At 61.1% G+C, this 24,040-nt stretch carries 19 protein-coding genes and 1 tRNA gene; 14 read left to right on the top strand and 6 right to left on the bottom strand.

Annotation, left to right across the window (positions count from 1 at the left end; translation table 11 throughout):
• Positions 1-275: 275 nt before the first annotated feature.
• Positions 276-1,850: a lipopolysaccharide biosynthesis protein gene (locus ACQRAQ_RS05055; protein ID WP_427794128.1), complete on the bottom strand. Its 1,575-nt coding sequence runs from the start codon at positions 1,848-1,850 to the stop codon at positions 276-278.
• Between the two features lie 178 nt (positions 1,851-2,028).
• Between ACQRAQ_RS05055 and ACQRAQ_RS05050 the strand changes: the two genes are divergently transcribed.
• The 6 genes from ACQRAQ_RS05050 to ACQRAQ_RS05025 all read left to right on the top strand — a co-directional run bounded on the left by ACQRAQ_RS05050 (position 2,029) and on the right by ACQRAQ_RS05025 (position 8,611).
• Positions 2,029-3,600, top strand: coding sequence for an L-lactate permease (locus ACQRAQ_RS05050; RefSeq protein WP_427794127.1), 1,572 nt, complete (start codon positions 2,029-2,031; stop codon positions 3,598-3,600).
• 289 nt (positions 3,601-3,889) lie between these two features.
• Positions 3,890-5,560, top strand: a complete 1,671-nt coding sequence (pckA, locus tag ACQRAQ_RS05045) for a phosphoenolpyruvate carboxykinase (ATP) (protein WP_427794126.1) — start codon at positions 3,890-3,892, stop codon at positions 5,558-5,560.
• 224 nt (positions 5,561-5,784) lie between these two features.
• Positions 5,785-6,504 (top strand): B3/B4 domain-containing protein, encoded by a 720-nt coding sequence (locus ACQRAQ_RS05040; protein ID WP_427794125.1) that lies wholly within the window; start codon positions 5,785-5,787, stop codon positions 6,502-6,504.
• A gap of 169 nt (positions 6,505-6,673) precedes the next feature.
• Complete coding sequence (locus ACQRAQ_RS05035; RefSeq protein ID WP_154515655.1) at positions 6,674-7,123, top strand: MarR family winged helix-turn-helix transcriptional regulator; 450 nt, start codon at positions 6,674-6,676, stop codon at positions 7,121-7,123.
• A gap of 119 nt (positions 7,124-7,242) precedes the next feature.
• Positions 7,243-8,097, top strand: coding sequence for a DegV family protein (locus tag ACQRAQ_RS05030; protein WP_427794124.1), 855 nt, complete (start codon positions 7,243-7,245; stop codon positions 8,095-8,097).
• Between the two features lie 193 nt (positions 8,098-8,290).
• Positions 8,291-8,611, top strand: a complete 321-nt coding sequence (locus tag ACQRAQ_RS05025; RefSeq protein WP_427794123.1) for an MGMT family protein — start codon at positions 8,291-8,293, stop codon at positions 8,609-8,611.
• 420 nt (positions 8,612-9,031) lie between these two features.
• Here the strand turns inward: ACQRAQ_RS05025 and ACQRAQ_RS05020 are convergent, their stop codons facing one another.
• From ACQRAQ_RS05020 to ACQRAQ_RS05010, 3 genes are all read right to left on the bottom strand, one after another.
• Complete coding sequence (locus ACQRAQ_RS05020) at positions 9,032-9,325, bottom strand: DUF6485 family protein (RefSeq protein ID WP_195838532.1); 294 nt, start codon at positions 9,323-9,325, stop codon at positions 9,032-9,034.
• A 221-nt stretch (positions 9,326-9,546) separates the two neighbouring features.
• Entirely contained in the window at positions 9,547-10,596 is a 1,050-nt protein-coding gene (gene trpS / locus ACQRAQ_RS05015) for a tryptophan--tRNA ligase (protein WP_427794122.1), read from the bottom strand.
• A 159-nt stretch (positions 10,597-10,755) separates the two neighbouring features.
• Positions 10,756-11,955, bottom strand: coding sequence for an MraY family glycosyltransferase (locus tag ACQRAQ_RS05010; RefSeq protein ID WP_427719528.1), 1,200 nt, complete (start codon positions 11,953-11,955; stop codon positions 10,756-10,758).
• Positions 11,956-12,489: 534 nt separating this feature from the next.
• Between ACQRAQ_RS05010 and ACQRAQ_RS05005 the strand changes: the two genes are divergently transcribed.
• The 5 genes from ACQRAQ_RS05005 to proB all read left to right on the top strand — a co-directional run bounded on the left by ACQRAQ_RS05005 (position 12,490) and on the right by proB (position 17,052).
• Positions 12,490-13,428 (top strand): radical SAM protein, encoded by a 939-nt coding sequence (locus tag ACQRAQ_RS05005; RefSeq protein ID WP_427794121.1) that lies wholly within the window; start codon positions 12,490-12,492, stop codon positions 13,426-13,428.
• Positions 13,429-13,659: 231 nt separating this feature from the next.
• Positions 13,660-13,732 (top strand) — tRNA-Ala (locus ACQRAQ_RS05000).
• Between the two features lie 64 nt (positions 13,733-13,796).
• Positions 13,797-14,255, top strand: a complete 459-nt coding sequence (locus ACQRAQ_RS04995; protein ID WP_427718842.1) for a hypothetical protein — start codon at positions 13,797-13,799, stop codon at positions 14,253-14,255.
• 84 nt (positions 14,256-14,339) lie between these two features.
• Positions 14,340-15,845, top strand: a complete 1,506-nt coding sequence (locus ACQRAQ_RS04990; protein WP_427718840.1) for a nicotinate phosphoribosyltransferase — start codon at positions 14,340-14,342, stop codon at positions 15,843-15,845.
• 79 nt (positions 15,846-15,924) lie between these two features.
• Positions 15,925-17,052 (top strand): glutamate 5-kinase, encoded by a 1,128-nt coding sequence (gene proB, locus ACQRAQ_RS04985; RefSeq protein WP_427718838.1) that lies wholly within the window; start codon positions 15,925-15,927, stop codon positions 17,050-17,052.
• 99 nt (positions 17,053-17,151) lie between these two features.
• On the opposite strand, the gene ACQRAQ_RS04980 is transcribed toward proB, so the two are convergent.
• On the bottom strand, positions 17,152-18,570 hold the full coding sequence (locus tag ACQRAQ_RS04980) for an alpha/beta fold hydrolase (RefSeq protein ID WP_427794120.1): 1,419 nt from the start codon (positions 18,568-18,570) through the stop codon (positions 17,152-17,154).
• Between the two features lie 113 nt (positions 18,571-18,683).
• On the opposite strand from ACQRAQ_RS04980, the gene ACQRAQ_RS04975 reads away from it, so the two are divergent.
• Positions 18,684-19,970: a glutamate-5-semialdehyde dehydrogenase gene (locus tag ACQRAQ_RS04975; protein ID WP_427794119.1), complete on the top strand. Its 1,287-nt coding sequence runs from the start codon at positions 18,684-18,686 to the stop codon at positions 19,968-19,970.
• 171 nt (positions 19,971-20,141) lie between these two features.
• Complete coding sequence (locus ACQRAQ_RS04970) at positions 20,142-20,741, top strand: HD domain-containing protein (protein ID WP_427727938.1); 600 nt, start codon at positions 20,142-20,144, stop codon at positions 20,739-20,741.
• A gap of 33 nt (positions 20,742-20,774) precedes the next feature.
• On the opposite strand, the gene ACQRAQ_RS04965 is transcribed toward ACQRAQ_RS04970, so the two are convergent.
• Positions 20,775-21,260, bottom strand: coding sequence for a CarD family transcriptional regulator (locus ACQRAQ_RS04965; RefSeq protein WP_154518254.1), 486 nt, complete (start codon positions 21,258-21,260; stop codon positions 20,775-20,777).
• 342 nt (positions 21,261-21,602) lie between these two features.
• On the opposite strand from ACQRAQ_RS04965, the gene argS reads away from it, so the two are divergent.
• A complete protein-coding gene (gene argS / locus ACQRAQ_RS04960) occupies positions 21,603-23,456 on the top strand; it encodes an arginine--tRNA ligase (RefSeq protein WP_427727932.1) in 1,854 nt (617 codons plus the stop codon).
• Positions 23,457-24,040 lie beyond the last annotated feature (584 nt).

Here is a 24,040-nt window from a genome sequence, read left to right as displayed (position 1 = left end):
TACTTTTGCCCTTCTGCCCATCAAATGATTTTTCTGGGACGTGGATTACATAATCATTTGGTTGCCCGCTGGCTAAGTGAGTAGACTTTTTTGGAAATGCCGAGCACCCAACATATTTGCCTCAATAAAACCGCAGGTCACAGACTTGTGCTTTGTCGGTGTGGTCGGGGATTCGGTAAAAGTCTACTCACTTAGTTTTGCGTGATGCATATTGTCCGCAACAAGACCCCAGCCCGGGTAATTCCATCGCAAATTCCGGTGGCCGAGGCAGCTAATTAGACACCGTACGGGTTGCGGGCTCGTTCTATGCGCTGGCGAATGTGGGCGTACTCGATAATCAACAGCACCAGCAGTAGGGCCATGATAGCCAGGTAGCTCACGACGGCACCCATCAGCCCCAGTAGGTTGATGAGGATCATCGGGAGCGCCACGCTCACGGCAAAGCAGATCAGGTAGATCTTGGTGACGTCTCCTGCGTGGCGCAGCACCGTGATAATGGCGTAGATAAAATCGATGGCTGCGGTGATACCGCCGGCGACGACCATCAGCAGCGCCAATGTGTGGTAGCGCTCAAAGTTGAGGCCGTACATAAAGCTCATAAGGGGAATGCCGGGGCCTGCCATAAACGCGGCGCATGCGCCAGTGATAACCACGATCAGCGCCATGACGGCGACAATAATTAAGTCAAAGCGGCGACGCTTGCGCGGGTTAGCCCAAATGCTCGACAAACGCAAGAGCTGCGGTTTATAGATAAATCCAATGCTCAGCAAAATGGCCTGCGCCGGAAAGAATAGGGCATTAAAATACAGCTGATATTTGTAGGCCAGCGTGCCTTCCATCACAAATTTGGGCATGCTCTCGATAAGGTTAAACAAAAAGAGCGCGCCAAAGAGCGGGGCGCACTGCGCAAAAAGGCGGCCGACTTCGCGTATGCTCACGCGACGCGATTTTTCGGTCTCGAGCAGGGCGAGCGGGGCGGTGACCAGCACAAGCGAGGCGATCGCTGTGACACCCATAGCCATGGCCGCGATGGGCATGCTGCGCGTAAGGAACAGCGCCACGCTAAAGACCGCGATGACGCCGGCGGAGCGCAGCGTTTGGCTCATGCCGGCCAGGTAGAGTTTATCGGCCTGCTGCAGGCGGCCCTCGTACACGTCGGCGATGCCGTCGATCACCTTATAGAGGTAGACGCCCAGGCCGATCATCGCCATCTGCGCGTCATAGCCGCGGGCGCTGCTGTACATGAGGCCGCAGCCTAGGGCGAGAGCTCCGCAAAGCCAGCGGTTGAGCTGGTAGGAGGCAAAGGACGTCTTCTCGTCGATGTCCGAGACCTGAAAATTGCGTACGCCGTAGTTGCACGCGATCATGATGAGCGTGCCGGTGACAAAGGCGATGGAGAACTTGCCGGCTTCTTCGGCCCCCACGAGTTGCGTGGACACGATAGTGAGCAGCGGAAACGCCATGCCCCACACGGCGGTGCCGAGGGTATTCCAAAGGTAGTCGCGGCTGGTGGCGTGCTCCTCGTATTCGGCTTCCTGCATGGAGAAACCGCCGCCGTAGACGGCGCCGAGCAGGCGGTTCCACCAGGCGTTGACCATACGGCGGACAGGACCGGGCTCGCGATCGCGCTCGCGCCGACGACGCGTGGCTTGGCCGCTATTTGGACCGCCGGCGTTGCGCTGACTCAGCTCTTGGATGCGCGCGAGCTCCTCGGCGGTGTGCGAGGCGGGGAACAGGCCGTTCTCGATGCGTCCGCCCTGTCCGTGCGCCCCGCCCGATACAGCGGGGTTGGCGATGCCGTTGCGGCGGGCGATGGCGCGGCGGATGCTATCGAGGGGCGAGATGCTCAAGGCGGGGTCCTTTCTATTGCTGCGTTCTAGTATAGACGCGACGGTGTCACTCATGTTTTTGAACGGATTGTTCAATATTTTCGGGGGGCGGCAGTAAATTGTCGGTGAGCGTGCGGTATCCTGTTGAAGTTATGTGATACCCCGATGCCGCCCGCGCGGCACCAAGGAGCTTCTACCTATGGACGTCGCCGCATTCTTGCTGGCTCTTGTGCCGATCATTTGGCTTGTCGTGATGCTGCTGTGCTTTAAATGGCCAGCTTGGAAAGCCGCCATCGGATCGTTTGTCCTCTCGTGCGTGCTTGCCTTCGCATGGTGGCACCTGCCGGCAGCGCAGATCGCGACCGCCTCGCTCGAAGGCTTTTTGATGGCCCTGTGGCCCATCGTTTTGGTAATCATCGCCGCGGTGTTCACGTATAACCTGTGCGTTCGCACGGGCGTCATGGACGTGATCGGCAGCATGATCACCTCCATCAGCAGCGATCGCCGTCTGCTGGCGCTGCTTGTGGCCTGGTGCTTTGGTGGCTTTATGGAGGGCATGGCCGGTTTTGGCACCGCCGTTGCTATTCCCGCCGGCATGCTCGCGGGCCTGGGCTTTGAGGCCGTGCCCGCCGTGCTCATCTGTCTGCTGGCCAACGGCGTGCCCACGCCCTACGGCTCCATTGGCATTCCCACGGTGTCCGTTGCCGGTCTGGTGGGCCTGGACCCGCTACATTTGGCGACCGTTCAGATGGTGCAGTTGGCGCCTTTCTTTGCGATGATGCCGCTGTTTATCGTGCTGGTTGCGGGTCGTGTCGCCGATGACCAGGGTAATGTTGCGGGCGTTGCCGAGCGCCTGAACGGCGTGGCGGGCATCGCCGTGCTCTCCGGCGTGTCCTTTGCCGGTGCGGCTCTTGTCGTTGCTATGTTTGTGGGTCCCGAGCTTGCCGTCGTCGTCGGTTCCATCGTTTCGCTCGCGCTGACAGCTGCGCTTGCCATGCGTGCCGAGAAGTCGGGGCATCTGGACGCACGCTTCCACATGAATATCGAGGCCGGCGAGCAGCTCACCGCTAAGTCGGCGCTTTCGGCTTGGTCGTGCTTCATCCTGATCTTTGTGCTGCTGTTGGGAACGTCTAACCTGGTGCCTGCCGTGCATGCTGCGCTCGCACCGTTTGCGAGCCAGGTGCAGGTGTATTGCGGCGAGAACCCCGGCACGCTCACGTTTTCGTGGATCAACACGCCGGGCGTCTGGATTTTCCTGGCGGCGTTTGTCGGCGGCGCCATTCAGGGTGCTTCGCCGCGCATGATGGGCAAGGTGCTGGCCGCGACCGTCAAGCAGATGATGCCGACGGTCATTACTATGCTTTCGGTTCTGGGCTGTGCCAAGGTTATGGGCTATGCGGGCATGATCTCTTCGATCAGTGCGTTTTGCATTGCGGTCGCCGGTGGCCTGTACCCGATTCTGGCTCCGTGGATCGGCGCGGTCGGTGCGTTCGTGACCGGTTCGGGCACGTCTTCTGGCATGCTGTTTGGTCCCATCCAGAGCCAGGCTGCCACCGCGCTGGGCGTGAGCGACTACTGGATGGTCGCGCTGAACGCGCTTGGCGTCGCCGCCGGCAAGATGATCTCGCCGCAGACGCTCGCTATCGGCCTGGCCGCCGTGCTCGTGCGCGGCAAGGATGCCGAGCTCCTGGGCGCGGTCCTGCCCTACGCCGCCGGCATGCTGGTCCTTATGAGCGCCATCGCCATGCTCGGCCAAGGCTTGCCGCTATAGTCGGGACTTAGGGACGCTCCTTTTGTGCTGGCGCTTTGGGAACGTCCCTAAGTGCTGGCACCCGGGGACACTCCTTGAATGTTGCCTGTTCAAGAGTGTCCCCAACGACTCGTCGTTTAAGAACGTCCCCAATGACTACCCAATGACTAGGCCGCTTGCCTGCGATTTTTGACCGTTGGGCGGGCTTGCCGCCCTTGCCACAAAAACGTTTTTGCATATCGGGTACAACGGGCTTTACGTGAGTAAAGTGCGCGCCGCGCCCGCGTGACGCGCTTTTAAAGGAGGCCCCATGCCTGGTGTTACCCCTGCAGAAGTTCTGTCCAACTTTGGTATTACGCTGGTCGAAGATCCCGCCGAGAATCAGCCGCGTCTGCTGGTCGATCTACCTGCTGCGGAGCTCGTCGAGCACGCCATCCGCCGTGAAGAGGGCCGCATGGCATCCAACGGCGCGCTGGTGATCGAGACGGGGGAGCGCACCGGCCGTTCTCCCAACGACCGCTTTATCGTTGACAGCCCCGATGTTCACGACAAGATCGCCTGGGGCGCCGTCAACCGCCCGCTTTCGATTGAGAGCTACGAGGCCATCAAGGCCGGCATCGTCGACTACCTCAACGAGCGCGATGTGTTCGTCACCCGCGGCATGGCCGGTGCCGACCGCAACCACACGCGTCGCCTGCTCGTTGCCTGCGAGCGCGCGAGCCAGGCGCTCTTCATTAAGCAGATGCTCGCCCGTCCGCTCGCTCGCGAAATTGCGCGCACCGGCGAGCCGGACTTTTGCGTGCTCGCGGCACCCGGGTACCAGTGCGACCCCGCCATCAAGGGCCTCAACTCCAGCGCCGCCGTGGTCATCAACTTCCAGGAGCGCGTGATTCTGGTTGCCGGCACCGGCTACTCCGGTGAGATCAAAAAGTCCATCTTTAGCGTCATGAATTACCTGCTGCCCGTCGAGGACGATGTGCTGCCCATGCATTGCTCGGCCAGCATGGATCCCGTCACGCACGAGACTGCCGTGTTCTTTGGCCTTTCCGGCACCGGCAAGACCACGCTTTCGGCCAATCCCACGCGCCTGCTGATCGGCGACGACGAGCACGGTTGGTCCGACATGGGCATCTTCAACATCGAGGGAGGCTGCTACGCCAAGTGCGAGGGCCTGGACGAGTTTCACGAGCCCGAGATCTTCAACGCCGTTCGCTTTGGCGCGATCTGCGAAAACGTGGTGCTCGACGAGAACCGCAAGCCCAACTACGATGACGTCTCGATCACGCACAACACGCGCGTTGCCTATCCCGTCGAGCATATCCCCAACGCGTGGACCAAGGGCATGGGCACCACCCCGAGCGTCGTGCTATTTTTGACCTGCGATGCCTTTGGCGTGCTGCCGCCTATCTCGCGCCTGACGGCCGATGCCGCCATGTATCACTTTGTGACGGGCTTCACCGCAAAGATCCCCGGTACCGAGGTCGGCGTCACCGAGCCCACGCCTACGTTCTCCTCGCTGTTCGGAGAGCCGTTTATGCCGCTCGACCCCATGGTCTATGCCAAGATGCTCGGCGAGCGTATCGCCGACGGTCGCACCCGCGTCTATCTGCTCAACACCGGCTGGATTGGCGGCGGTTATGGCGTGGGCCATCGCATCGAGCTTGCCTACACGCGCGCCCTGGTCGCACGCGCCCTCGACGGTACCATCGAGGACAGCGAGTTCTTGCACGACGATATCTTTAATGTCGACATTCCCACCACGTGCCACGGTGTGCCCGACGGCATCCTGGTGCCGCGCCAGTACTGGCAGAGCACAGCGCGCTACGACGAGGCCGCGCACAACCTGGCGGTGATGTTCGAGGAGAACTTCGAGAAGAAGTACTCGCACCTGCCCGAGTCCGTCAAGGCCGCCGGCCCGCACGCTCAGGTGTCCGCCGAGGCCCGTCATCGCGGCCGCGGCCTGCTGGGACTCCGCCACTAGCGTCGCCTCGAGTCCATATCCACCACAGAGAGGTAGGCACCTTTGTGGTGATTTTGCTCGTGTGGATGACTCGGGCTACAATACGCCTGACATATCGTCCCCTTCTCCGGATGGGGACAGCGTAAGCGCTCTTGTGACGGCACCGTAGGACTTTGAAGGTGGCCGTTGTAAGGGCGCTTTTTGTTTAGGCGCTCGCGTTGGCGCGAATTGCGAAAGGAGCACGTATGAAGGGCTTTGTTGCCGAGGATTCATTTTGGGAGCTATTTCCACAGGCGGCGGTCGGTGTTGTGGTCGTGGAGGGCATGAAGCCCGCGGCTACGATTCCTCAAGAGGACGTGGACGCGATTGCGGCGCTGCTCGATCGCGCCAATATCGATGCGGAGCGCCACCTGACAAGCGATACCATCAGCGAGAACGCGCCGGTCAAGGCGTGGCGCGAGGCCTATCGCCTGTTCAAGACTAAAAAGGGCGCGCGTTGCTCAATCGAGAACTTGCTCAAGCGCGTGCTCAAGGGCAAACCGGTCGGTCATATCACACCGGCGGTGGATATTTACAACACGGTGTCGCTGACCTACGCGCTGCCCGTGGGAGGCGAGGATTTGCACGCGATTGAGGGAGACCTTCGCTTGAAGGTGACCGACGGTGGCGATGCGTTCCTGCCGCTTGGCGAGGAGGCGGATGACCCGACGCTGCCCGGCGAGCTCGCCTACATCGATGATGCGGGTGCCGTGTGCCGCTGCTGGAACTGGCGCGACGGCGTTCGAACGGCTCTGTCCGACGATTCTGCCGATGCGTTCCTGGCGATTGAGTGTGTTGAGCCCGAGCGAATGGGGGACTGTCAGGCCGCGATCGATCGCTTAGCCGAGCTGCTTGAGCGCTATCTGGGAGCGACGGTTGTCGTTAAGACGCTTGTGACCCGCGATAATCCCTGCGTGGAGCTGTAGCGGCGCCTAGAACCTTTTGATGCCCCAAACCACCACAAAGGTGCTATCCCCTTTGTGGTGATTTTTATGTTGATGGGTTAACAATTGCGATATTTGGGTACGGGGGTTCGGGCATGCGGCTAAGATGTTTACCCGTTAGCATCATGCAAGCGAAAGGCGGTCGTCTCCCATGCAGCAGAACGACGAGACACGTTTTGAGGATTTTGTCGGACTGATCAGCGGGCTCTACAAGGAGATCCAGCGCATTAAGGCATCTGAGGGCGCAAGGCTGGGCCTTAAGGGTTCCGATATCATGTGCCTGTACTATCTTGAGCGCAGCAAGGACGGCCTGACTGGTGCCGACCTCGCCCGCATGGCAGGCGTGACCCGCGCTGCCGTCTCGCGCACGCTGGCGCATCTGGAAGAGGGCGGCTACGTCGAGGTCGACGATTCGGGCGATGCCGCCGTTAAGTATCGCGCCCCGGTTCGCCTGACCACGTTGGGCGGCGAGAGCATGAATGAGGCCGATCGTATTATTCGCGAGGTGCTCGACGCCACCGGCAAGGCCATGGGCGTGGAGCAGCGCGAGCAGATGTACGCGTCGCTGCGTACGATTCTCGACACCCTGCGCGAGCTGTAGGGCCGCCTAGGCATTTGCTTCCCACTAACAACTGCATCGTCCCGTTTGAGCGCGTATACCGTGCCGGGGCATTGCTGTCAAAATTCCCTGCGCGGGACCTGCGCAAGAAAGGATTCGCTATGTCCGTCCGCATTATTACCGATTCCGCAAGCGATATGTCGCCGGCGGAGCACCCGGCACTGGCTGTTTTGCCACTGTCCGTCACCTTTGGTACCGATGTGTACATGGATGGCGTCGATATCGATCACCAGCGCTTTTACGAGATGCTCGTGGAGCGCGATGAGCTGCCCAAGACCGGTCAGGTCAACCCGTACGCGTTTTCGCAGGCTATCGCCGAGGTTCGTGAAGCCGGCGATGAGGCCGTGATTATTACCGTGGGCGCTAAGCTTTCCGGCACAAATCAGAGTGCCCGTACCGCACTTGCCGAGGCACCGGGCGGCGATGTGTTCGTGGTAGACAGCAACAACGTCACCCTGGGCGAGCGCGTGCTGGTCGAGTATGCCCTGCGCTTGGTGGACGAGGGCCGTAGCGCGGCCCAGATCGCGGCGGCGGTTGAGGCCGTGCGCGACCGCGTGGTGGTTATCGGCCTGCTCGAGACGCTGGAGTACCTGGTACGCGGCGGTCGCCTGTCTGCTGCGGCCGGCGCCGTGGGTACGCTGCTCAACGTAAAGCCCGTGGTGGCTGCCGAGGACGGTCTGATCGTGCAGCTGGGCAAGGCACGCGGTTCCAAGAACGGTCGCAACCTGCTGAACCAAAAGGTCGAAAAGGCGGGCGGCGTCGACTTCTCCATGCCGCTGGCGCTCGGCTATACGGGCCTTTCGGATGCGGTGCTCAAGAAGTATATCGAGGATAGTGCGACGCTGTGGGCTGGCCACACCGAGGGCGAGCTGCCCGTTCACACCATCGGCGCCACCATCGGCACCCATGTAGGCCCCGGTGCCGTAGCCGTAGCCTTCTTCCAGCCTGCCAACTAACCGACCTGCCAAAAAGGGACAGGTTTATTTTGGCAGGTTTTATCTGGGCAAACGCTACCTGCCATGCCATGTGATCCCTCGGCGATGACGGGGTTGCGGACCATCGGCCGCACGGAGGCCGCAGATGATCCGCAACCCTGCCGTCCCCGAGGGATCATTTGATTTATGCTGTTGCGGGCGGAAAGGAGCATCGATGGCGTCTGAGGGCTTTTTTGAGCGGGTGTACGAGGTAGTCGAGCAGATCCCTGAGGGGATGGTTGCCACGTACGGCCAGGTGGCGCTGCTCGCCGGCCGTCCACGAAGTGCGCGGTATGTGGGCTATGCGCTGCACAGCAATCCGCGCCCCGGCGAGATTCCCTGTCACCGCGTGGTGTTTGCCGATGGCAGCATTTGCGAGGGCTTTGCCTTTGGCGGTCCCGACGCTCAGCGCGAGCTCCTGCTGGGGGAGGGCGTGGTGTTTGCCGATCCCATGCACGTCGACTTGGCTGCCTGTCGTTGGCCGGCTGGGTTATAGCGACTCGTTCGCGCTAAAACCACTACAAAGGTGCCTGTCCCCTTTGCGGTGGAACGCCGGCGCCGTTGACGTTTCTCCAGAAAAAACCTGCCAAAATAAATCAGTCCCTATTTGTTAGGTTTACCGTGGCTAACTTATGGAGAAGGTATGGCGGCACGATTTGACGCTGTAAAGTAAACAAAGGCGAACTATATTGTATTCAACAACGGAGCAGGCAATAGGCGATGAAAAAGCCTGCCCTGTTGAGTTTGATTCGCATTCCTCCCCTCTGTGCGATTCAACGGTGTACTTCAGGAAAGCGCCCGTCGGCTGCCATGGTCGGCGGGCGCTTTCCTGTAAGCATGGGGCAAACCCATCAGGTCTGTTATCCCATAATGAGGTACTGACGTTTGGTTTTAGGGGGGGCACTAACTTTGATTGTTAGTCCCGCTTACAGCAACCGATCTTGGTAAATCCCTGCGGCGCTTCTTCGCCTGCGGGGATTCTTGGGCTGTCGCTTCCCAGATATGCTTCTACATGCCGCGCGAACGCTTGCCACGACCACTCGTCTTTATCGGCCTCAAGCCGATCGGGAGAAATCGCGTTGAACAGGCACGTTGGAATCTCGTGCTCGTGCAGATTCTTAGCGATACACGGTGTGCAGCCCTTCTCGTGGTTGACAGGGTTAAATGGGCATTTCCGGTCGTTGCAGGTACAAAACGCAACTGAGCTCATGGGACTCCTTCCGGTCGGTCGGGTCTGCCGTAAAAGCTGCCGCATGTTAAACAATAGGGTGTCATTGCTTAACAGGATATAGCCTCAAGGTGCTTGCGACTTAGGGGTTCTGCCAAGCGGCTGAATATCTCGGCGACCGACCTCTGAAGAAAACAAAACCGCCGCAACGAGGATTGTGCCAATCGCGGCGGTTTAGTTTGAGTGTTGTTTATTGCTCTCGACTAGTACACCATGCCCATGGCGTCCCGAACCTCGGCCAGCGTCTGCTCGGCAATCTCGTTGGCGCGACGGTTGCCCTCGTGCAGGACGTCCTTCACATAGTCCAGGTCGTTCTCGTAGCGCTGGCGACGCTCGCGGATCGGTGCGAAGTACTCGTTGACGGCCTCGGTCACGTACTTCTTGAGCTGGCCGGAGCCGCCCATGCCAATCTCCTCGGCAATCTCGACCTCGGAGCGGCCGGTGCAGATGGCGGCGGTCGAAAGCAGGCCGGACACGCCGGGGCGGTTCTCGGGATCAAACGTAATCATGCGCTCGGAGTCGGTCTGGCTCTTCTTGATGCGCTTGGCCGTCTCCTCGGCGGTCATCGAGATATTGATGGCGTTGCCGTAGCTCTTGCTCATCTTGCGGCCGTCCAGGCCGGGCAGCAGCGGCGTATCGGACAGCAGCGCGTCGACCTCGGGGAACACCTTGCCGTAGCGGTTGTTAAAGCGGCGGGCGATGGTACGGGTGAGCTCGATGTGCGGCAGCTGGTCGCGACCGACGGGCACAACGTTACCCTTGCAGAACAGGATGTCGCAGGCCTGGTGTACCGGATAGGTGAGCAGAAGGCCGGTGAGCTCGTGGCCCGAGGCCTCCATCTCGGCCTTGACGGTGGGGTTGCGCGCCAGCTCGGCCTCGGAGACCAGCGACAGGAACGGCAGCATGAGCTGGTTGGCGGCGGGCACGGCGGAGTGCGTGTAGATCATGGTCTTGTCGGGGTCGATACCGCAGGCAAGGTAGTCCATGACCATGTTATACACGTTGTCCTGGATGTGCTCGGTGGTGTCGCGGTCGGTGATGACCTGGTAGTCGGCAATGAGCACGTTGGTCTTGGCGCCCATATTCTGCAACTCCACGCGGCCCTTGAGGGTGCCAAAGTAGTGGCCTAGGTGCAGACGGCCGGTGGGGCGGTCGCCGGAAAGCATGGTGAACTTCTCGGGCGTCTTGGCCAGGCCCTCGCGAATGGCGTTGCTCTTTTGCAGCGCGACTTCGTAGCTGTTCTCGTTTGGCATGATTGCTCCTAACGTATGTTCATGGGTCAAGATAATAACGCGTTTATTGAGAGGGGCGGGCGAAAGTGAGCAAGGGGGTGGTAAGGCGAGGCATGCGTGGCGGTCGAGGCGCGGTCACGAGCGGCCGACGGTAAGCAGAACAACCTTCTGCAGCAAACCTTAATACCTGTGGTGGCGCTCTCCCTTACGCTCCTCGGCCGCTTGCTCCTCCTGCTTAAAGGCGGGGTCGTCGGGGGTTATCAGCTCGTCTTCGTGCGTGCGCTTGTTGTAATGGTGGCGTAGCACGGGCTCAAACAGGTGCAGGTGCTTGGCGAAGGCTGCCGAGCCAATGCCAAGGACGGTAAAGATGAGCACGCGCATGGGGACTTCGACCTGGTTGATGGCGGCCGCACCGGCCGAAAGCAGGACACACCAGGCATAGATAAGCAGCACAGCCTGCTTTTGGTTATAGCCCTCTTGAATGAGGCGGTGGTGGATGTGGCCTTTGTCGGCCTGCCCAATGCTAATGTGGGCGCGCTTGCGGCGCACGATGGCGCTAAACGTGTCGATGATGGGCACACCGGCAACGATGAGCGGAATGATAAGCGAGGTGAGCGCGGCAGTGCGGCTCACATTAAGCAGCGAAATGGAGCCCAGCGCAAAGCCCAGCAGCAGCGACCCCGAGTCGCCCAGAAAGATACTCGCGGGGTTGAAGTTGTAGCGCAAGAAGGCCAGGCAGGCGCCAAACAACGCGATGGAGAGCGCGGCGGCATCGATGCGGCCCGAGAGAACGGCCATCGAGAACATCGTGAACGATGCGATGCCGCAGATGCCTGTGGCCAGGCCGTCAAGGCCGTCGATGAGGTTGATGATATTGGTGAACGCCACCAGGTAGACCACGGTGATGGGATAGGCGAGCCAGCCGAGCATAATCTCGCCGGGGGCAACCGGGTTGACGATGACGCCGATTTTTAGGCCACCCACGCAGGCGATGAGCGCGGCGAGGACCTGGCCGGCGAGCTTTTGCTTGGGCTTAAGCTGGAAGACGTCGTCGATCGCGCCGGTCGCAAAAATGACGGTAAAAGAAAGCGCCAGCATGGGGTAGCTAATGTGCAGGCGCGGATGCGGGACCAAGACGGGCGGCCAGCCCAGATGCCAGGTGCCCATAATCTGAACGATGCAGGCAACGACCAGGCCCAAAAAGACCGCCGTACCTCCCAAGCGCGGGATGGGCTTGGTGTTGATACGGCGTTTTGAAGGATAGTCAACGGCGTCGAGCTTGATTGCCAGACGTTTAACCAGGGGCACCGTAAGGAAGGTCGTGATATATGCCGCGGCTGCCACGCAAAGGAACGGTATGTAGCTCGTGGATGAAGCCATGTATCAAAAACCGCCAAGCGTCGAAGGAAAAGGTCAAAGGATGCCATGCCGCAAAGGGTATAGCTGACCCATGATACTCGACCAAAGGGGGTGCGGGGAATCGCGCCGATCGATAATCACGCGCTTACCAGATATTGGGATGGTGGCGGGGGTTCTGCCGAGTGCCGTTGGGTGTCATACGGGATCTGCGATGGCTATTTTTGGCAAAAACGGCAAAAGAAAACCACCCCCCACGTTACGAAAATGAACCCACCTAAAACAGGTGGGTGCCCTCATCGACCGTTCCAGCGTCCTTAACAACGAAGGATACCTGTACTACGTACGACTGTGTGGGCTCCCTAAATAAACGCGACGGTTCACCCAGTTGCTCCGCGGGGGGCGGAATACCTACATCATAAAGCTGCACTTTATCGATTCCAGTCTTGACATTACAAAAATCGTGTCGGACGATTACGGCGCCTTGGGCTCGAGCCGTCTGCGCGGTTGGTCCTTTTGCGTTTGAGCTGCTGAATCGTTGTTTTGGAGCATGTTTTTATGCCGACGTCGTTGACCGAACTTTTTTCGCCCGCCTGCCATTTGTGTCCGCGCCGTTGCGGTGCGGCGCGCGATGAGGGTGCGCGCGGCGTATGCGGTGCTAACGACACGCTCAAGGTGGCCCGTGCGGCGCTTCATATGTGGGAGGAGCCGCCTATCTCGGGCGAGGCCGGTTCGGGCACGATTTTCTTTAGCGGCTGCTCGCTCAAATGCGTCTATTGCCAGAACCACGAGATCTCGACGGGCAATTTTGGGATTGAAATTTCGCCCGAGCGCCTGGTCGAGATTATGTTGGAGCTGCAGGACCAGGGTGCAAACAATATTAACTTGGTGACGGCGACGCACTACGCGCACCTGCTGCCGGCTGCGATTGCCGCGGCACGGGCGCGCGGACTGGTTGTTCCAATCGTCTACAACACAAGCGGTTATGAGCGCGCGAGTGCCGTGGCGGCGCTCGGCGATCTGGTCGATGTGTGGCTAACCGACTTTAAATATGCCGATGCGGGGCTTGCGCAGTCGCTCTCCCACATTAAGGACTACCCGCGTGTGGCCGTGTCGGGTTTGGCGCAAATGGCGCGCGAGATTGAGCGCCGTGGGGGAGAGCTGGTGGACGAGGATGGGCTCATGAAGCGCGGCATGATCGTGCGTCACCTGGTGTTGCCGGGACATGCGGACGATTCGTGTCGCGTGTTGGACCTGGTGTGGCAGACGGTGGGTGATGTGCCGATCTCGGTCATGAACCAGTACACGCCCAATGCGCTCATGCGCGAGCGGGGCGGCGACTTGGCGCGAGCCGTGACGCGCGAGGAGTACGAGCGGGTGCTCGACCATGCCGACGACCTGGGCTTTACGACGATGTTCTGGCAAGAGGGCGGCGCGGTAGACGAGAGCTTTACCCCAGCGTTCGACACCACTGGCGTCCTCACCAGCGCAAAGTAGCTCTTTTGAGCAGTCTTTTTGGGACGGGGCTATTTTAGCTGCCCCTGCCGTTAATCGTCCAAATCGTTTTCGCTATCTGCCTGGGTAGCTAAAAAAGCCCCGTCCCAAAAAGACTGCTCCCGGTGGGGGTCGAGCTACATCCGAAAAGTAGTCAAAAAAGCCCCGTCCCAAAAAGACTGGGTATTGGGCGTTGACAGTTGGCGAGCCGTAGGTAAAATAACAACTTGTCCTGGGGACGTAGCTCAGTTGGGAGAGCGCTGCCGTCGCATGGCAGAGGCCGAGGGTTCGACTCCCTTCGTCTCCACCCTTGGATTTGATAAGCCGCTGACATTGTGTCGGCGGCTTTTTTTGAAAGAAAGGGCTGCACCATGGCCGAGCTTGATTCCCAACCATTGTCCGACGAGGAGCGCGCCGAGTTGGAAGAGCTCCGCGCTGAGAAGGCCCGCCGCGAGGCCCAGGAAGAGGCCCGTCGCGAGCGTGAGGAGCTGGCCGCCCTGCGTGCCGAGCATGCGAAGGCCGAGGAGGCCGCTGCGAGCGCCGCATCCGAGCGCAAGCCCGCGCCCGCGCCCAGGCCCGCTGCTGCGAAGCCTGCGCCTGCTGCACCCAAGCCTCAGCCTAAAAAAGCCGCTCGTCCCAAGCCCGTCGATTCCAAGCCGAGCCGTGACGAGATGACGTTTGCCCAGCGCATGGTCACTTCCAAGGAGCCCACGGCCGAGGGCGAGATCCCCGGTATGGCTCCGGCTCAAAAGATCATCATCGCGCTCGCCTTGGTCGCGTTTGTCGTCTTTATGGGCTACACGATCATGACCAGCATGGGCCTGCTCTAACCGATTTGCATCGGGCGTCATGTCCGCATGCTCTGCTCTCGTCCAACCCTCAACCTCTGCACAACGCATCCGAAAGGTCGCCCCATGGCTTTGACCGACATCTCGCATCCCACCGACATCGCAATGCTCACCGATCTGTACGAGCTCACTATGGCCCAGGGCCTGTGGGAGAGCGGCAAGGCCAATGAGCAGGGCTGTTTTACGGCGTTTTACCGTGACCATCCGTTTGGCAGCGCCTACGCCGTTATGTGCGGCACCGCCGAGCTGCCCGAGCTGGTCGAGAACCTTCGCTTTACGCCCGAGGATATCGACTACCTCGCATCGCTCCAGGCCCCGGCCGGCGGCGCGATGTTTAAGCCCGAATTCCTCGACTACCTGCGCGATTTTCGTGCGCATGTAAACATCGACGCCGTCCCCGAGGGCGAGCTCGTCTTTCCGCGCGAGCCCATGGTGCGCGTCACCGGCCCCGCGCTGGAGTGCCAGCTGCTCGAGACGGCGCTGCTCAACATCGTCGGCTTCCAGACGCTTGTCGCCACCAAGACGGCGCGCGTGGTGTTGGCGGCGGACGGCCGTCCCGTGGCCGAGTTTGGCCTGCGCCGCGCCCAGGGTCCCGATGGCGGTCTGGCCGTCGCGCGCGCGAGCTACGTTGCCGGCTGTTCCTCTACGTCCAATGTGCTTGCCGGTCGCCGCTACGGTATTCCCGTCTTTGGCACGCATGCGCACAGCTGGGTGATGAGCTTCGATTCCGAGCTCGAGGCTTTCCGTGCCTTTGCCAAGTCGAGCCCCAAGAACTGCACGCTGCTCATTGACACTTACGACGTGCGCGAGGGCTGCGAGCATGCCATTACGGTTGCCAAGGAGATGGAGGCGGTGGGCGAGCGTCTGTCGGCCATTCGCATCGACTCAGGCGACCTCGCCAAGCTGTCCAAGTATGTCCGCGGCCGTTTTGATGCCGAGGGCTTGCCCTATGTGGGGATCTCGGTTTCCAACGATCTGGATGAATACACGATTCAGTCGCTGCTCGACCAGGGCGCGCCCATCGACAGCTTTGGCGTGGGTACTAAGCTCGCGACCTGCTACGACCAACCGGCACTGGGCGGCGTGTACAAGCTTTCCGCCCGCCGTGCGAGCGAGGCGGACCCGTGGACTCCGGTGGTCAAGCTCTCCGAGCAGCCCTACAAGCGCACGATTCCAGGCGTGCAGCGCGTGCGCCGCTATTACGACGGCTTTGGCGGCCCGGTCTGCGACATGATCTATGACGAGGACCATCTGGCGGGGGAGGGCGCCGCGCGCGGCAATACCCTCGTGGCCGTGAACGATGCCGCTCTAGTGACCGACGTGTCCGAGCTTGAGTATCGCGAGCTGCTGGCGCCGATCGTGCGCGATGGCAGTGCTGTTGCCCCGCGCGAGAGCATCGAGGCCGCACGCGAGCGTTGCGCTTGGGCGCTGGACCATCTGGATCCGGTCTACAAGCGCTTCCTGTACCCGCAGACCTATGTGGTGGGCATGGAGCAGGGCCTGGCGCAGGTGCGCGACGACCTCGTGCGCAAGAACATGGCCGCGGCTTCTGCTTTCCCCTGGGCTCGCTAATTTTCTTGGGTGTAGGGTGGAATTACGTTCCCTCGGCCGTCAGCTCGCCCGAACCCTCAACAGTTGATTGGTTTGACGTATGACGACTTCTTATAAAACGATGGTGGTAAAGATCGGTTCGTCCACGGTGGTGGGCGCCGATGGCAAGGTCAACCGCGCCTTTATCGGCGGGCTTGCCGATCAGGCTGCTGCCCTGCGCAAACTCGGCTGGCGTCTGGTCGTGGTGAGTTCGGGCGCCATTGCCTGTGGCTATCCCGTGCTGGGCTTTGACCGCAAACCGGTCGGTGACCTGCCGAGCCTGCAGGCCTGCGCCTCGGCCGGTCAGTGCATCATCTCGTCGGCCTACGACGAGGAGTTCCATGCGCGCGACCTGCTCACCTCGCTCGTGCTGCTCACGCGTCACGACACGGCCCGTCGCACGTCCTATCTGCACGCGCGCGACGCGCTGCTGCGTCTGGTGGAACTGAGCGTGGTGCCGGTCGTCAACGAGAACGACACCGTTACCGTCGACGAGATCAAGTTTGGCGACAACGACACGCTGGCGGCGCTTGTGGGCTGCCTGGTTTCTGCCGACCTGTGCGTGACGCTCTCGGACATCGATGGCCTCTATACCGCCAATCCGCACGAGGACCCCACGGCCGAGTTCGTCCCGGTCGTGCATAGGATCGATGCCAAGATCATCGCCTCGGCGGGCGATTCTTCCACATCGGTTGGCACGGGCGGCATGATTACCAAGATCCGCGCGAGCCGCATCCTGATGACGGCGGGCATTCAGAGCGTGATTTGCTCGGGCGAGGAGCCCGATGCGCTCGTGCGCCTTGCCCGCGGCGAGAGCGTGGGTACGCTGTTCGATCCGCCGGCGGAGCGCCTGGACATTGCGCCCCGCAAGCTGTGGATTGCACTGGGCGACAAGGCGCATGGCTCGGTGACGGTCGATGACGGCGCCGCGAAGGCGCTGGTCAGCCGCGGTTCTTCCCTGCTTGCGGTGGGTATTCGCGAGGTCGATGGCACGTTTGCCGAGGGCGATGTGCTTGACGTGTGCGATCCGAGCGGCATGGTTGTCGCCCGCGGTATCGCCGAGGCCGATTCGGACGTGCTGGAGCTTGCAGCCGGACGCCGCCAGGACCAGATTGCCGGCAACCGCTTGCTGGCAGACTTGGCCGAGAAGCCCGCGATCCACCGAGACAACTTGATCGTCTTTGCATAAAGAAAGACAGCGCTGCGGATCGTTTCCCGCAGCGCTGTCTTTCTCGTGCCGGCACTTGGGGACGTTCCTTTTGCGCCGGCAGGTGGGGACACTCCTTTGCTAGAAGATTCGACGCAGGTCTCCGCGGTTGAGGGCCTCGTCGAAGAGGTGCTTGAACACCACGCTGCCGTGCAGGCCGTCGTGCTCGAACTCGTTCGTCACCCAGGCATGTGAGTTGCCCACGCGGCTGAGCGTGTCGAGCTGCAGGCCCGAATCCACGTACATGTCGTCGAAATACACCGCGGCTTGGAGCGGCACCTCGTTGCAGGCCAGGCGCTGCGGGTCGTAGATCTTGTCCCAGCTGGTGTCTTCCATCAGCAGGTCCATGGCGGGCTTGAAGGGCTTGAGCTCGGGCATCTGCTCAAACATCCACGGGAACATGGCCTCGCCGGTAAACATGAGCGGGCGCGCGAGGGTGTCGAACTCGGCACGATGGGCCTTTTCCTCGGCGGCTGCCCAGCCAATAGGCATCGTGTCGCCATCGGCGTAGATGAACTCCTGCAGCGTCCAGTACAGCGGATTCGTGCGCGTGTTGGTGCGCTCGAAGGCGCGCATCAAAAAGCTGTCTGATACCGAGGAGCCGCAGCTCAGCGTACCGTCGCCATTAACAAACGCGTGGTCGATAATCCAGTGCATGCGCTCAAAGCTCGGCTTCATGCCAAAGTCGCTGCCCATGAGCTGCAGGCGCTCGACCGTCATCGGCGAGCCGTCGGGCAGCGCGGGCTTTTGCTCCTCGAGGGCATCTGCCAGGGCCGCCACGCGCTCGACGTCGGCGGGGTACCGGTCGTAATACTGCTGAGTCTTGGCCGCCATACGCGGGAAGGTGTGCGCGTAGACCTCGCCGGCACTTGCCGGTACGTGCGGAATGCCGCCGCAGGTAAAGCTCGCCGCCACGCCCTCGGGGAAGAGCGACAGATAGCTCAACGTCAAAAAGCCGCCGTAGCTCTGGCCGAGTGTGACCCAGGGCTTGCCGCCAAAGCCCACCAGGCGCAGGTACTCAAAGTCGCGCACGATGGAGCTGGCGAGGTGGCGCTTGAGGAAGTCCGCCTGCGAGCGGGCCGCATCGGAGCCTGCCGCCTCGGCGCGCTCGCCCAGTGCGGCAATCGTGCGCCCGTCTACACAGCTGCTGCGCCCGGTACCGCGCTGGTCGGGCAGGACGACGCGAAAGTGCTTGACGGCCTCCTCGATCCAGCCGTCGCTTGTGGGCGACAGCGGACGCGGGCTCTCACCGCCGGGGCCGCCCTGCAAAAAGAGGAGGAGTGGCAGGTCGTCGTTGATACGGTCGGGAGCGCAAACCACGCGGTAGAAAAGCTTGATGCTCTCGGGTGCGCCGGCGATGGGCGCCGGCATGGCGCCGCGGCGCATGGTGCTGCCGAAGGCCAAAAGCATCGGCTCCAGGCCGCGCCAATCCAAGGGGACGTCGATGCTGTGGTCCTCGACATAGAGGCCGGGGACGTGGTACGAAGTGATGAGGGCCATGCGGTACTTCCGTTCGTTGCGGTGTTTCGGGTTGACCAATTCTACCGCCATGCGCGAGGGCATGCACAAATCGGCTACCATGGTTGGCAAACTTCTAAGAGAAAGGGCCGCCCATGTCGGTCGATATAGCCACGTATGTCCACGATCTTGCCGTTGCCGCCAAGGCAGCGTCGGCCTCGCTTGCCACGGCGAGCGACGAGCAGCGCCAGGAGGCCGTGCGCGCCATGGCCGCGGCGCTGCGCGATGGCGTCGATTCCATCGTCGCCGCCAACGAGCTCGATATGTCCGCTGCGCGCGATGCGGGGACCTCGGCGGGGCTCCTCGACCGTCTGCTGCTGACGACCGAGCGCGTCGAGGGCATGGCCGCCGGCCTGGAGAAGCTCGCTGAGCTGCCCGATCCTGTCGGCCGCGTGCTCGACCACCGTGTACTTGCAAGTGGTGTGGACCTCACCCGCGTGAGCGTGCCGCTGGGCCTGGTCGCCATGGTCTATGAGGCGCGCCCCAACGTGACGGCCGATGCCGCGGGCATCTGCATCCGCACCGGCAACGCCTGCATTCTGCGCGGCGGTTCGCTGGCCTATCACTCGTGCGCCATGATTGCCGAACTGCTGGCCGATGCGCTCGAGGCCAAGGGTTTCCCGCGCGAGGCTATCTCGATGATCGAGTCCGCCGATCGCGAGGCCACCGGCGAGCTCATGAAGCTTCGCGGCATCGTCGACGTGCTTATTCCGCGTGGCGGTGCGGGCCTGATCCAGCGCTGCGTGCGCGAGTCGCTTGTGCCGGTTATCGAGACGGGCACGGGAAACTGCCATATCTACGTGCATGAGTCGGCCGACTTTGATAAAGCGCTCAACATTATCGTTAATGCCAAGACCCAGCGCGTGGGCGTGTGCAATGCCGCCGAGTCGCTGCTTGTGGACCGCGCCGTGGCAGATTCGTTTTTGCCGGCGGTCGTGGCCGTGCTGCACGACCACGGCGTGCTGATTCACGGCGACGAGGCCGCGTGTGCCGCATGCGCCGACGCCGGTCTTGCCGAGGGCGACGACTACGTGGCCGCGACCGAGGAGGACTGGGGCCGCGAGTACCTGGCGCTCGAGATGAGCGTGAAGGTCGTGGCGAACGAGGACGAGGCCATCGCGCACATCAACCGCTATGGCACTATGCATTCCGAGGCCATCATCGCCGAGGACGCGGACGCCTGCGAGCGCTTTTTGGATGAGATCGATGCCTCGGCCGTGTATGCCAACGCCAGCACGCGCTTTACCGACGGCGGCGAGTTTGGCCTGGGCGCCGAGATCGGCATCTCGACCCAAAAGCTCCACGCCCGCGGCCCCTTTGCCGCCGAGGCCCTCACCACCTACAAATACAAGCTCCGCGGCACCGGCCAGGTCCGCCCCTAAACCTACCAAAAAGGGACAGGTTTATTTTGGCAGGTTTTATCTGCGGTTTTGCCGGGCGACGCGTTCGCCCGGCTTTTTTCTCCGTATGCCTTTTCTGCCTTTCGGCTTGAGCCGCGGCGATATACGATAGTGACACCGTGTCTTAGCACCGACTCACCTGGAGGTATTGCCATGTCTCAGACGCTTTCCGCCGGAATCACCCGCGACCGTGCGTTCGAATTGCTCAACGAGCACAACAAAGATCCGTTCCACATCACCCACGGCGAGACGGTCGAGGGCACCATGCGCTACTTTGCGCGCGAGTTCGACCCCGAGAACGAGGAGTTTTGGGGCATCGTCGGACTGCTGCACGACTTGGATTGGGAGGAGCATGAGGACGACCCCGTGAACCACACCATCTATGCGGCCGAGATTCTGGAGGGCGAGGGTGCATCGCCCGAGCTCATCCGCGCCATCCAGACGCATACCTCGGACTTCAATGCCTCGCTGCCCAAGCCTGAGCTGCAGATGGAAAAGATCCTGTTTGCCTGCGACGAACTTACCGGCCTGATTGGGGCTGCCGTGATCATGCGTCCGAGCAAGAGCGTCATGGACTTTACGACCAAGTCGCTCAAGAAGAAGTTCAAGGACAAGCGCTTTGCCGCCGGCTGCTCGCGCGACGTGATTACGCAGGGCGCCGAGATGCTGGGCTGGGAGCTCCCCGAGCTCTTCGACCGCACCATCGCGGCCATGCAATCCTTCGCGCCCGACCGCGACACCTTCCAGGCCTAACCTGCCAAAATAAACCTGTCCCTTTTTGGCAGGTTAGTTGAGGGCGGCTTGGGCTAGGCGGGCTTCGGCGTCTTCCTCGGTGACGCCCAGGGCCACGGCAATCTCCTCGATGGAGCGGCGCTTGGCTTCCTTGAGTACGCGCATGTAGTAAGAGCTGGGCTTTTTATCTGCTTCCTCGGCCTGGCGAATACGGTGCATCATTGTTTTTGCCACGCGGACCGTCTCGGGCGCACCCAGCTTGAGCTGCTGCTTAAAGTGCGTCTCCTCGAGCGAGCTGTTGCGCTCGGTAAAGGTGTCGCACTCCAGCTCGTCGTAATGGCTCAGTAGGTGCTCGGCATCTTGCTGGGAGATGGCGGCATGCAGACGGTCGGCCTGCGCCACGGGGTACATGAGGATCGTCTGCGCATGTCCCTGCTTGGTCTCGAGCAACAGCATGGGCTGCGGTGTGTCTTCCCTAAAACCGACGACGGTGCAGACTCCCTGACCCGGATGAATGACGTGTTGACCGATTGAGAACATGCTACCTCCAACTTATACGAATTTACGTATGTCTAGAATACCACGCTGACGTGCGCAAACCCTTACTTTATGCAGGAAAAGCACACAAATCTGATAGGTAAGAGTATTCGATATTCTGAGCTGCCCATGCAGATGTTTATGCATTTTCGGCGGGTGCACAACCAGCAGGCAGACCGCCATCTTTGAATGGCCTTGCGACAACTGTGGTCAATTATGTGCATATGCAATATCGATTGACTTTACCCTGCGACAGTAGTTACCGCTTGTGATAGAGTGCTGCAAACTCTGGCTTTTGCCCTACGAGTGACCAAGAGCTCGGGGGCTTTAACACAAGGAGGATCTATGCCCGAGAAGATTGAAGAGCTGGTACGCGCTGCGCTTGCTGCGGCCCAGGAGGCCGGCGACCTTTCCGCATTTGAACTTGACGATTGCGCTATCGAGCGACCGGCTGACACTTCTCATGGCGAGTGGACCTCCACCATGGCCCTGAAGTCCGCCAAGCTGGCTCACTGCGCCCCGCGCAAGATCGCCGAGGCCGTCGTAGCCCATATGCCCGAGGATCCCGCGATCGAGAAGGTCGAGATCGCCGGCCCTGGCTTCATCAACTTCTACCTCTCCGTCGCCGTCAAGAACGCTATCTTCGGCGAGGCTCGCGAGAAGGGCATGGACTTCGCTAAGTCCAACGTCGGCGGCGGCCTGAAGACCCAGGTCGAGTTTGTCTCCGCCAACCCCGTCGGCCCCATGCATATTGGCCATGGCCGTTGGGCCGCTCTGGGCGACTCCCTCTGCCGCGTTATGGACCATGCCGGTTACGATATCCAGCGTGAGTTCTATATCAACGACCACGGCTCTCAGATGAACACCTTCGGCAACTCCATCAGCACGCGCTATATGCAGCTTGCCGACATCATCGCCAAGCAGGGCGTGGATATCGACGAGGCTCACAAGCTGCTGATTGCCGACCGCGATGCTTTTGTTGCCGACGAGAACGACGAGCATCCCGAGACCCATCCGTATCAGGACAACTTTGCCGAGACTCTGGGCAAGGATTCCTACGGCGGCGACTACATCATCGACGAGGCCGCCGAGTTCTGGCGCACCGACGGTGACAAGTGGGTCGACGCCGATCCGCAGGAGCGTATGGAGAGCTTCCGCGAGCGCGGCTACGTAAAGATGGTCGACAACATGCGTAATCTCTGCCACGCCGTCAACTGCGACTTCGATCGTTGGTTCTCCGAGCGCTCGCTGTACGTGAAGGACACCGAGGGCGAGACCGCCGGCACCTCCGCCGTCGACCGCGCTTTTGAGAAGCTCGACAAGATGGGCTACCTCTACACCAAGGACGGCGCTCTGTGGTTCCGCTCCACCGACCTGGGCGACGACAAGGACCGCGTCCTGATCAAGTCCGACGGCGAGTACACCTACTTCGCCTCCGACGTCGCCTATCACTGGGACAAGTTCCAGCGCGTCGACCACGTCATCGACATCTGGGGCGCCGACCACCATGGCTACATCGACCGCGTCCGCTGTGTCTGCGACGCTCTTGGCTATCCCGGCAAGTTCGAGGTTCTGCTGGGCCAGCTCGTCAACCTGCTGCGCAACGGCAAGCCCGTCCGTATGTCCAAGCGCAAGGGCACCATGGTGACCCTGCAGGAGCTTGTTGACGAGGTCGGCTCCGACGCCGCCCGTTACACGCTCATCTCCAAGAGCTCCAACCAGATGGTCGACTTCGACATCGAGGCCGTTAAGAAGCGCGATAACTCCAACCCGGTCTACTACGTGCAGTACGCTCACGCTCGTGTGTGCTCCATTCTGCGCCGTGCCGCTGACGTTACGCCCGAGCAGGCTGACGAGATGGGCATGAAGGCCGTCGCCGCCAAGGCCATCGGCGAGAACGTCGATTACTCGCTGCTGACCGACCCCACCGAGCTTGCCCTTTCGCGTAAGCTCAACGAGCTCACCGACCTCATCGCCAGCTGCGCTCGCGACCGCGCCCCGTTCCGTCTGACGCACTTTGCCGAGGAGCTCGCCGGCGACTTCCACAGCTTCTACGCTGCCTGCCAGGTGCTTCCGAGCGAGGGCCGTCCCGTCGACCCCGAGCTTTCGCGCGCCCGTCTGGCCGCTTGCGACGCCGTCCGCGTGACGCTCGCCCTGGTGCTCACTCTGGTTGGCGTTTCCGCACCCGAGCAGATGTAATCTACGGGTCGTTTGACCGTGTAGGTTTGGCTTTGCTGAGCCCTATAAGCCCGATCTCCCATGCGGAGGTCGGGCTTTTTGCGTTTGGCGGGGCTTTTTGGCGTGTTGAAAAATGCTACAAAAACGCAACTATACCGGTTTACGGGGCTGAATCGCTGCCTGGCGACCATAGCAACAGCAGCGAAAATAAAATCGCAGGTAGACGGCTTGCCGAATATTAAAAATGCAGGGTATGGTTGGCTTACGCCGTTCTTGCACCGTAATCCGCGATCGTTTTGAAAACGACCCCTTGGGGACGGAGGAAAACGGATTATTTTTGTCCGGTGGGAGAGCGGTGCGAAACCGTCCGCCACGAATCGGGCTTATCTACTACGTTTAGTCGCATACCCCGAACCATGCCGAAAAGTACGATATTAAAACCGCAGGTAGCGGGCTTGCGATTTTAGGAAGATCGAGGGGATGGTCAGGGGTCGCGGGTCAAACGTAGTAGATAGGCGCGTTTCGTGGCGCGGCTATTCCGGATGCCACGGCTTCACTCCTCTGGTGCGACAGAGGAAGCGCTTTTGAGGGAGAGTGTCCCTTTT

It is taken from the genome of Collinsella sp. SGI.178, from assembly GCF_050313495.1.
Lineage (GTDB): Bacteria > Actinomycetota > Coriobacteriia > Coriobacteriales > Coriobacteriaceae > Collinsella.
This window is presented reverse-complemented; position numbering and strand designations above follow the sequence as displayed.

Excerpts from the sequence above, each read along its gene's own strand:
- ACQRAQ_RS05050 (WP_427794127.1), top strand. The coding sequence starts at position 2,029 with ATGGACGTCGCCGCATTCTTGCTGGCTCTTGTGCCGATCATTTGGCTT.
- pckA (WP_427794126.1), top strand. The coding sequence starts at position 3,890 with ATGCCTGGTGTTACCCCTGCAGAAGTTCTGTCCAACTTTGGTATTACG.
- ACQRAQ_RS05040 (WP_427794125.1), top strand. The coding sequence starts at position 5,785 with ATGAAGGGCTTTGTTGCCGAGGATTCATTTTGGGAGCTATTTCCACAG.
- ACQRAQ_RS05035 (WP_154515655.1), top strand. The coding sequence starts at position 6,674 with ATGCAGCAGAACGACGAGACACGTTTTGAGGATTTTGTCGGACTGATC.
- ACQRAQ_RS05030 (WP_427794124.1), top strand. The coding sequence starts at position 7,243 with ATGTCCGTCCGCATTATTACCGATTCCGCAAGCGATATGTCGCCGGCG.
- ACQRAQ_RS05025 (WP_427794123.1), top strand. The coding sequence starts at position 8,291 with ATGGCGTCTGAGGGCTTTTTTGAGCGGGTGTACGAGGTAGTCGAGCAG.
- ACQRAQ_RS05020 (WP_195838532.1), bottom strand. The coding sequence starts at position 9,325 with ATGAGCTCAGTTGCGTTTTGTACCTGCAACGACCGGAAATGCCCATTT.
- trpS (WP_427794122.1), bottom strand. The coding sequence starts at position 10,596 with ATGCCAAACGAGAACAGCTACGAAGTCGCGCTGCAAAAGAGCAACGCC.
- ACQRAQ_RS05010 (WP_427719528.1), bottom strand. The coding sequence starts at position 11,955 with ATGGCTTCATCCACGAGCTACATACCGTTCCTTTGCGTGGCAGCCGCG.
- ACQRAQ_RS05005 (WP_427794121.1), top strand. The coding sequence starts at position 12,490 with ATGCCGACGTCGTTGACCGAACTTTTTTCGCCCGCCTGCCATTTGTGT.
- ACQRAQ_RS04995 (WP_427718842.1), top strand. The coding sequence starts at position 13,797 with ATGGCCGAGCTTGATTCCCAACCATTGTCCGACGAGGAGCGCGCCGAG.
- ACQRAQ_RS04990 (WP_427718840.1), top strand. The coding sequence starts at position 14,340 with ATGGCTTTGACCGACATCTCGCATCCCACCGACATCGCAATGCTCACC.
- proB (WP_427718838.1), top strand. The coding sequence starts at position 15,925 with ATGACGACTTCTTATAAAACGATGGTGGTAAAGATCGGTTCGTCCACG.
- ACQRAQ_RS04980 (WP_427794120.1), bottom strand. The coding sequence starts at position 18,570 with ATGGCCCTCATCACTTCGTACCACGTCCCCGGCCTCTATGTCGAGGAC.
- ACQRAQ_RS04975 (WP_427794119.1), top strand. The coding sequence starts at position 18,684 with ATGTCGGTCGATATAGCCACGTATGTCCACGATCTTGCCGTTGCCGCC.
- ACQRAQ_RS04970 (WP_427727938.1), top strand. The coding sequence starts at position 20,142 with ATGTCTCAGACGCTTTCCGCCGGAATCACCCGCGACCGTGCGTTCGAA.
- ACQRAQ_RS04965 (WP_154518254.1), bottom strand. The coding sequence starts at position 21,260 with ATGTTCTCAATCGGTCAACACGTCATTCATCCGGGTCAGGGAGTCTGC.
- argS (WP_427727932.1), top strand. The coding sequence starts at position 21,603 with ATGCCCGAGAAGATTGAAGAGCTGGTACGCGCTGCGCTTGCTGCGGCC.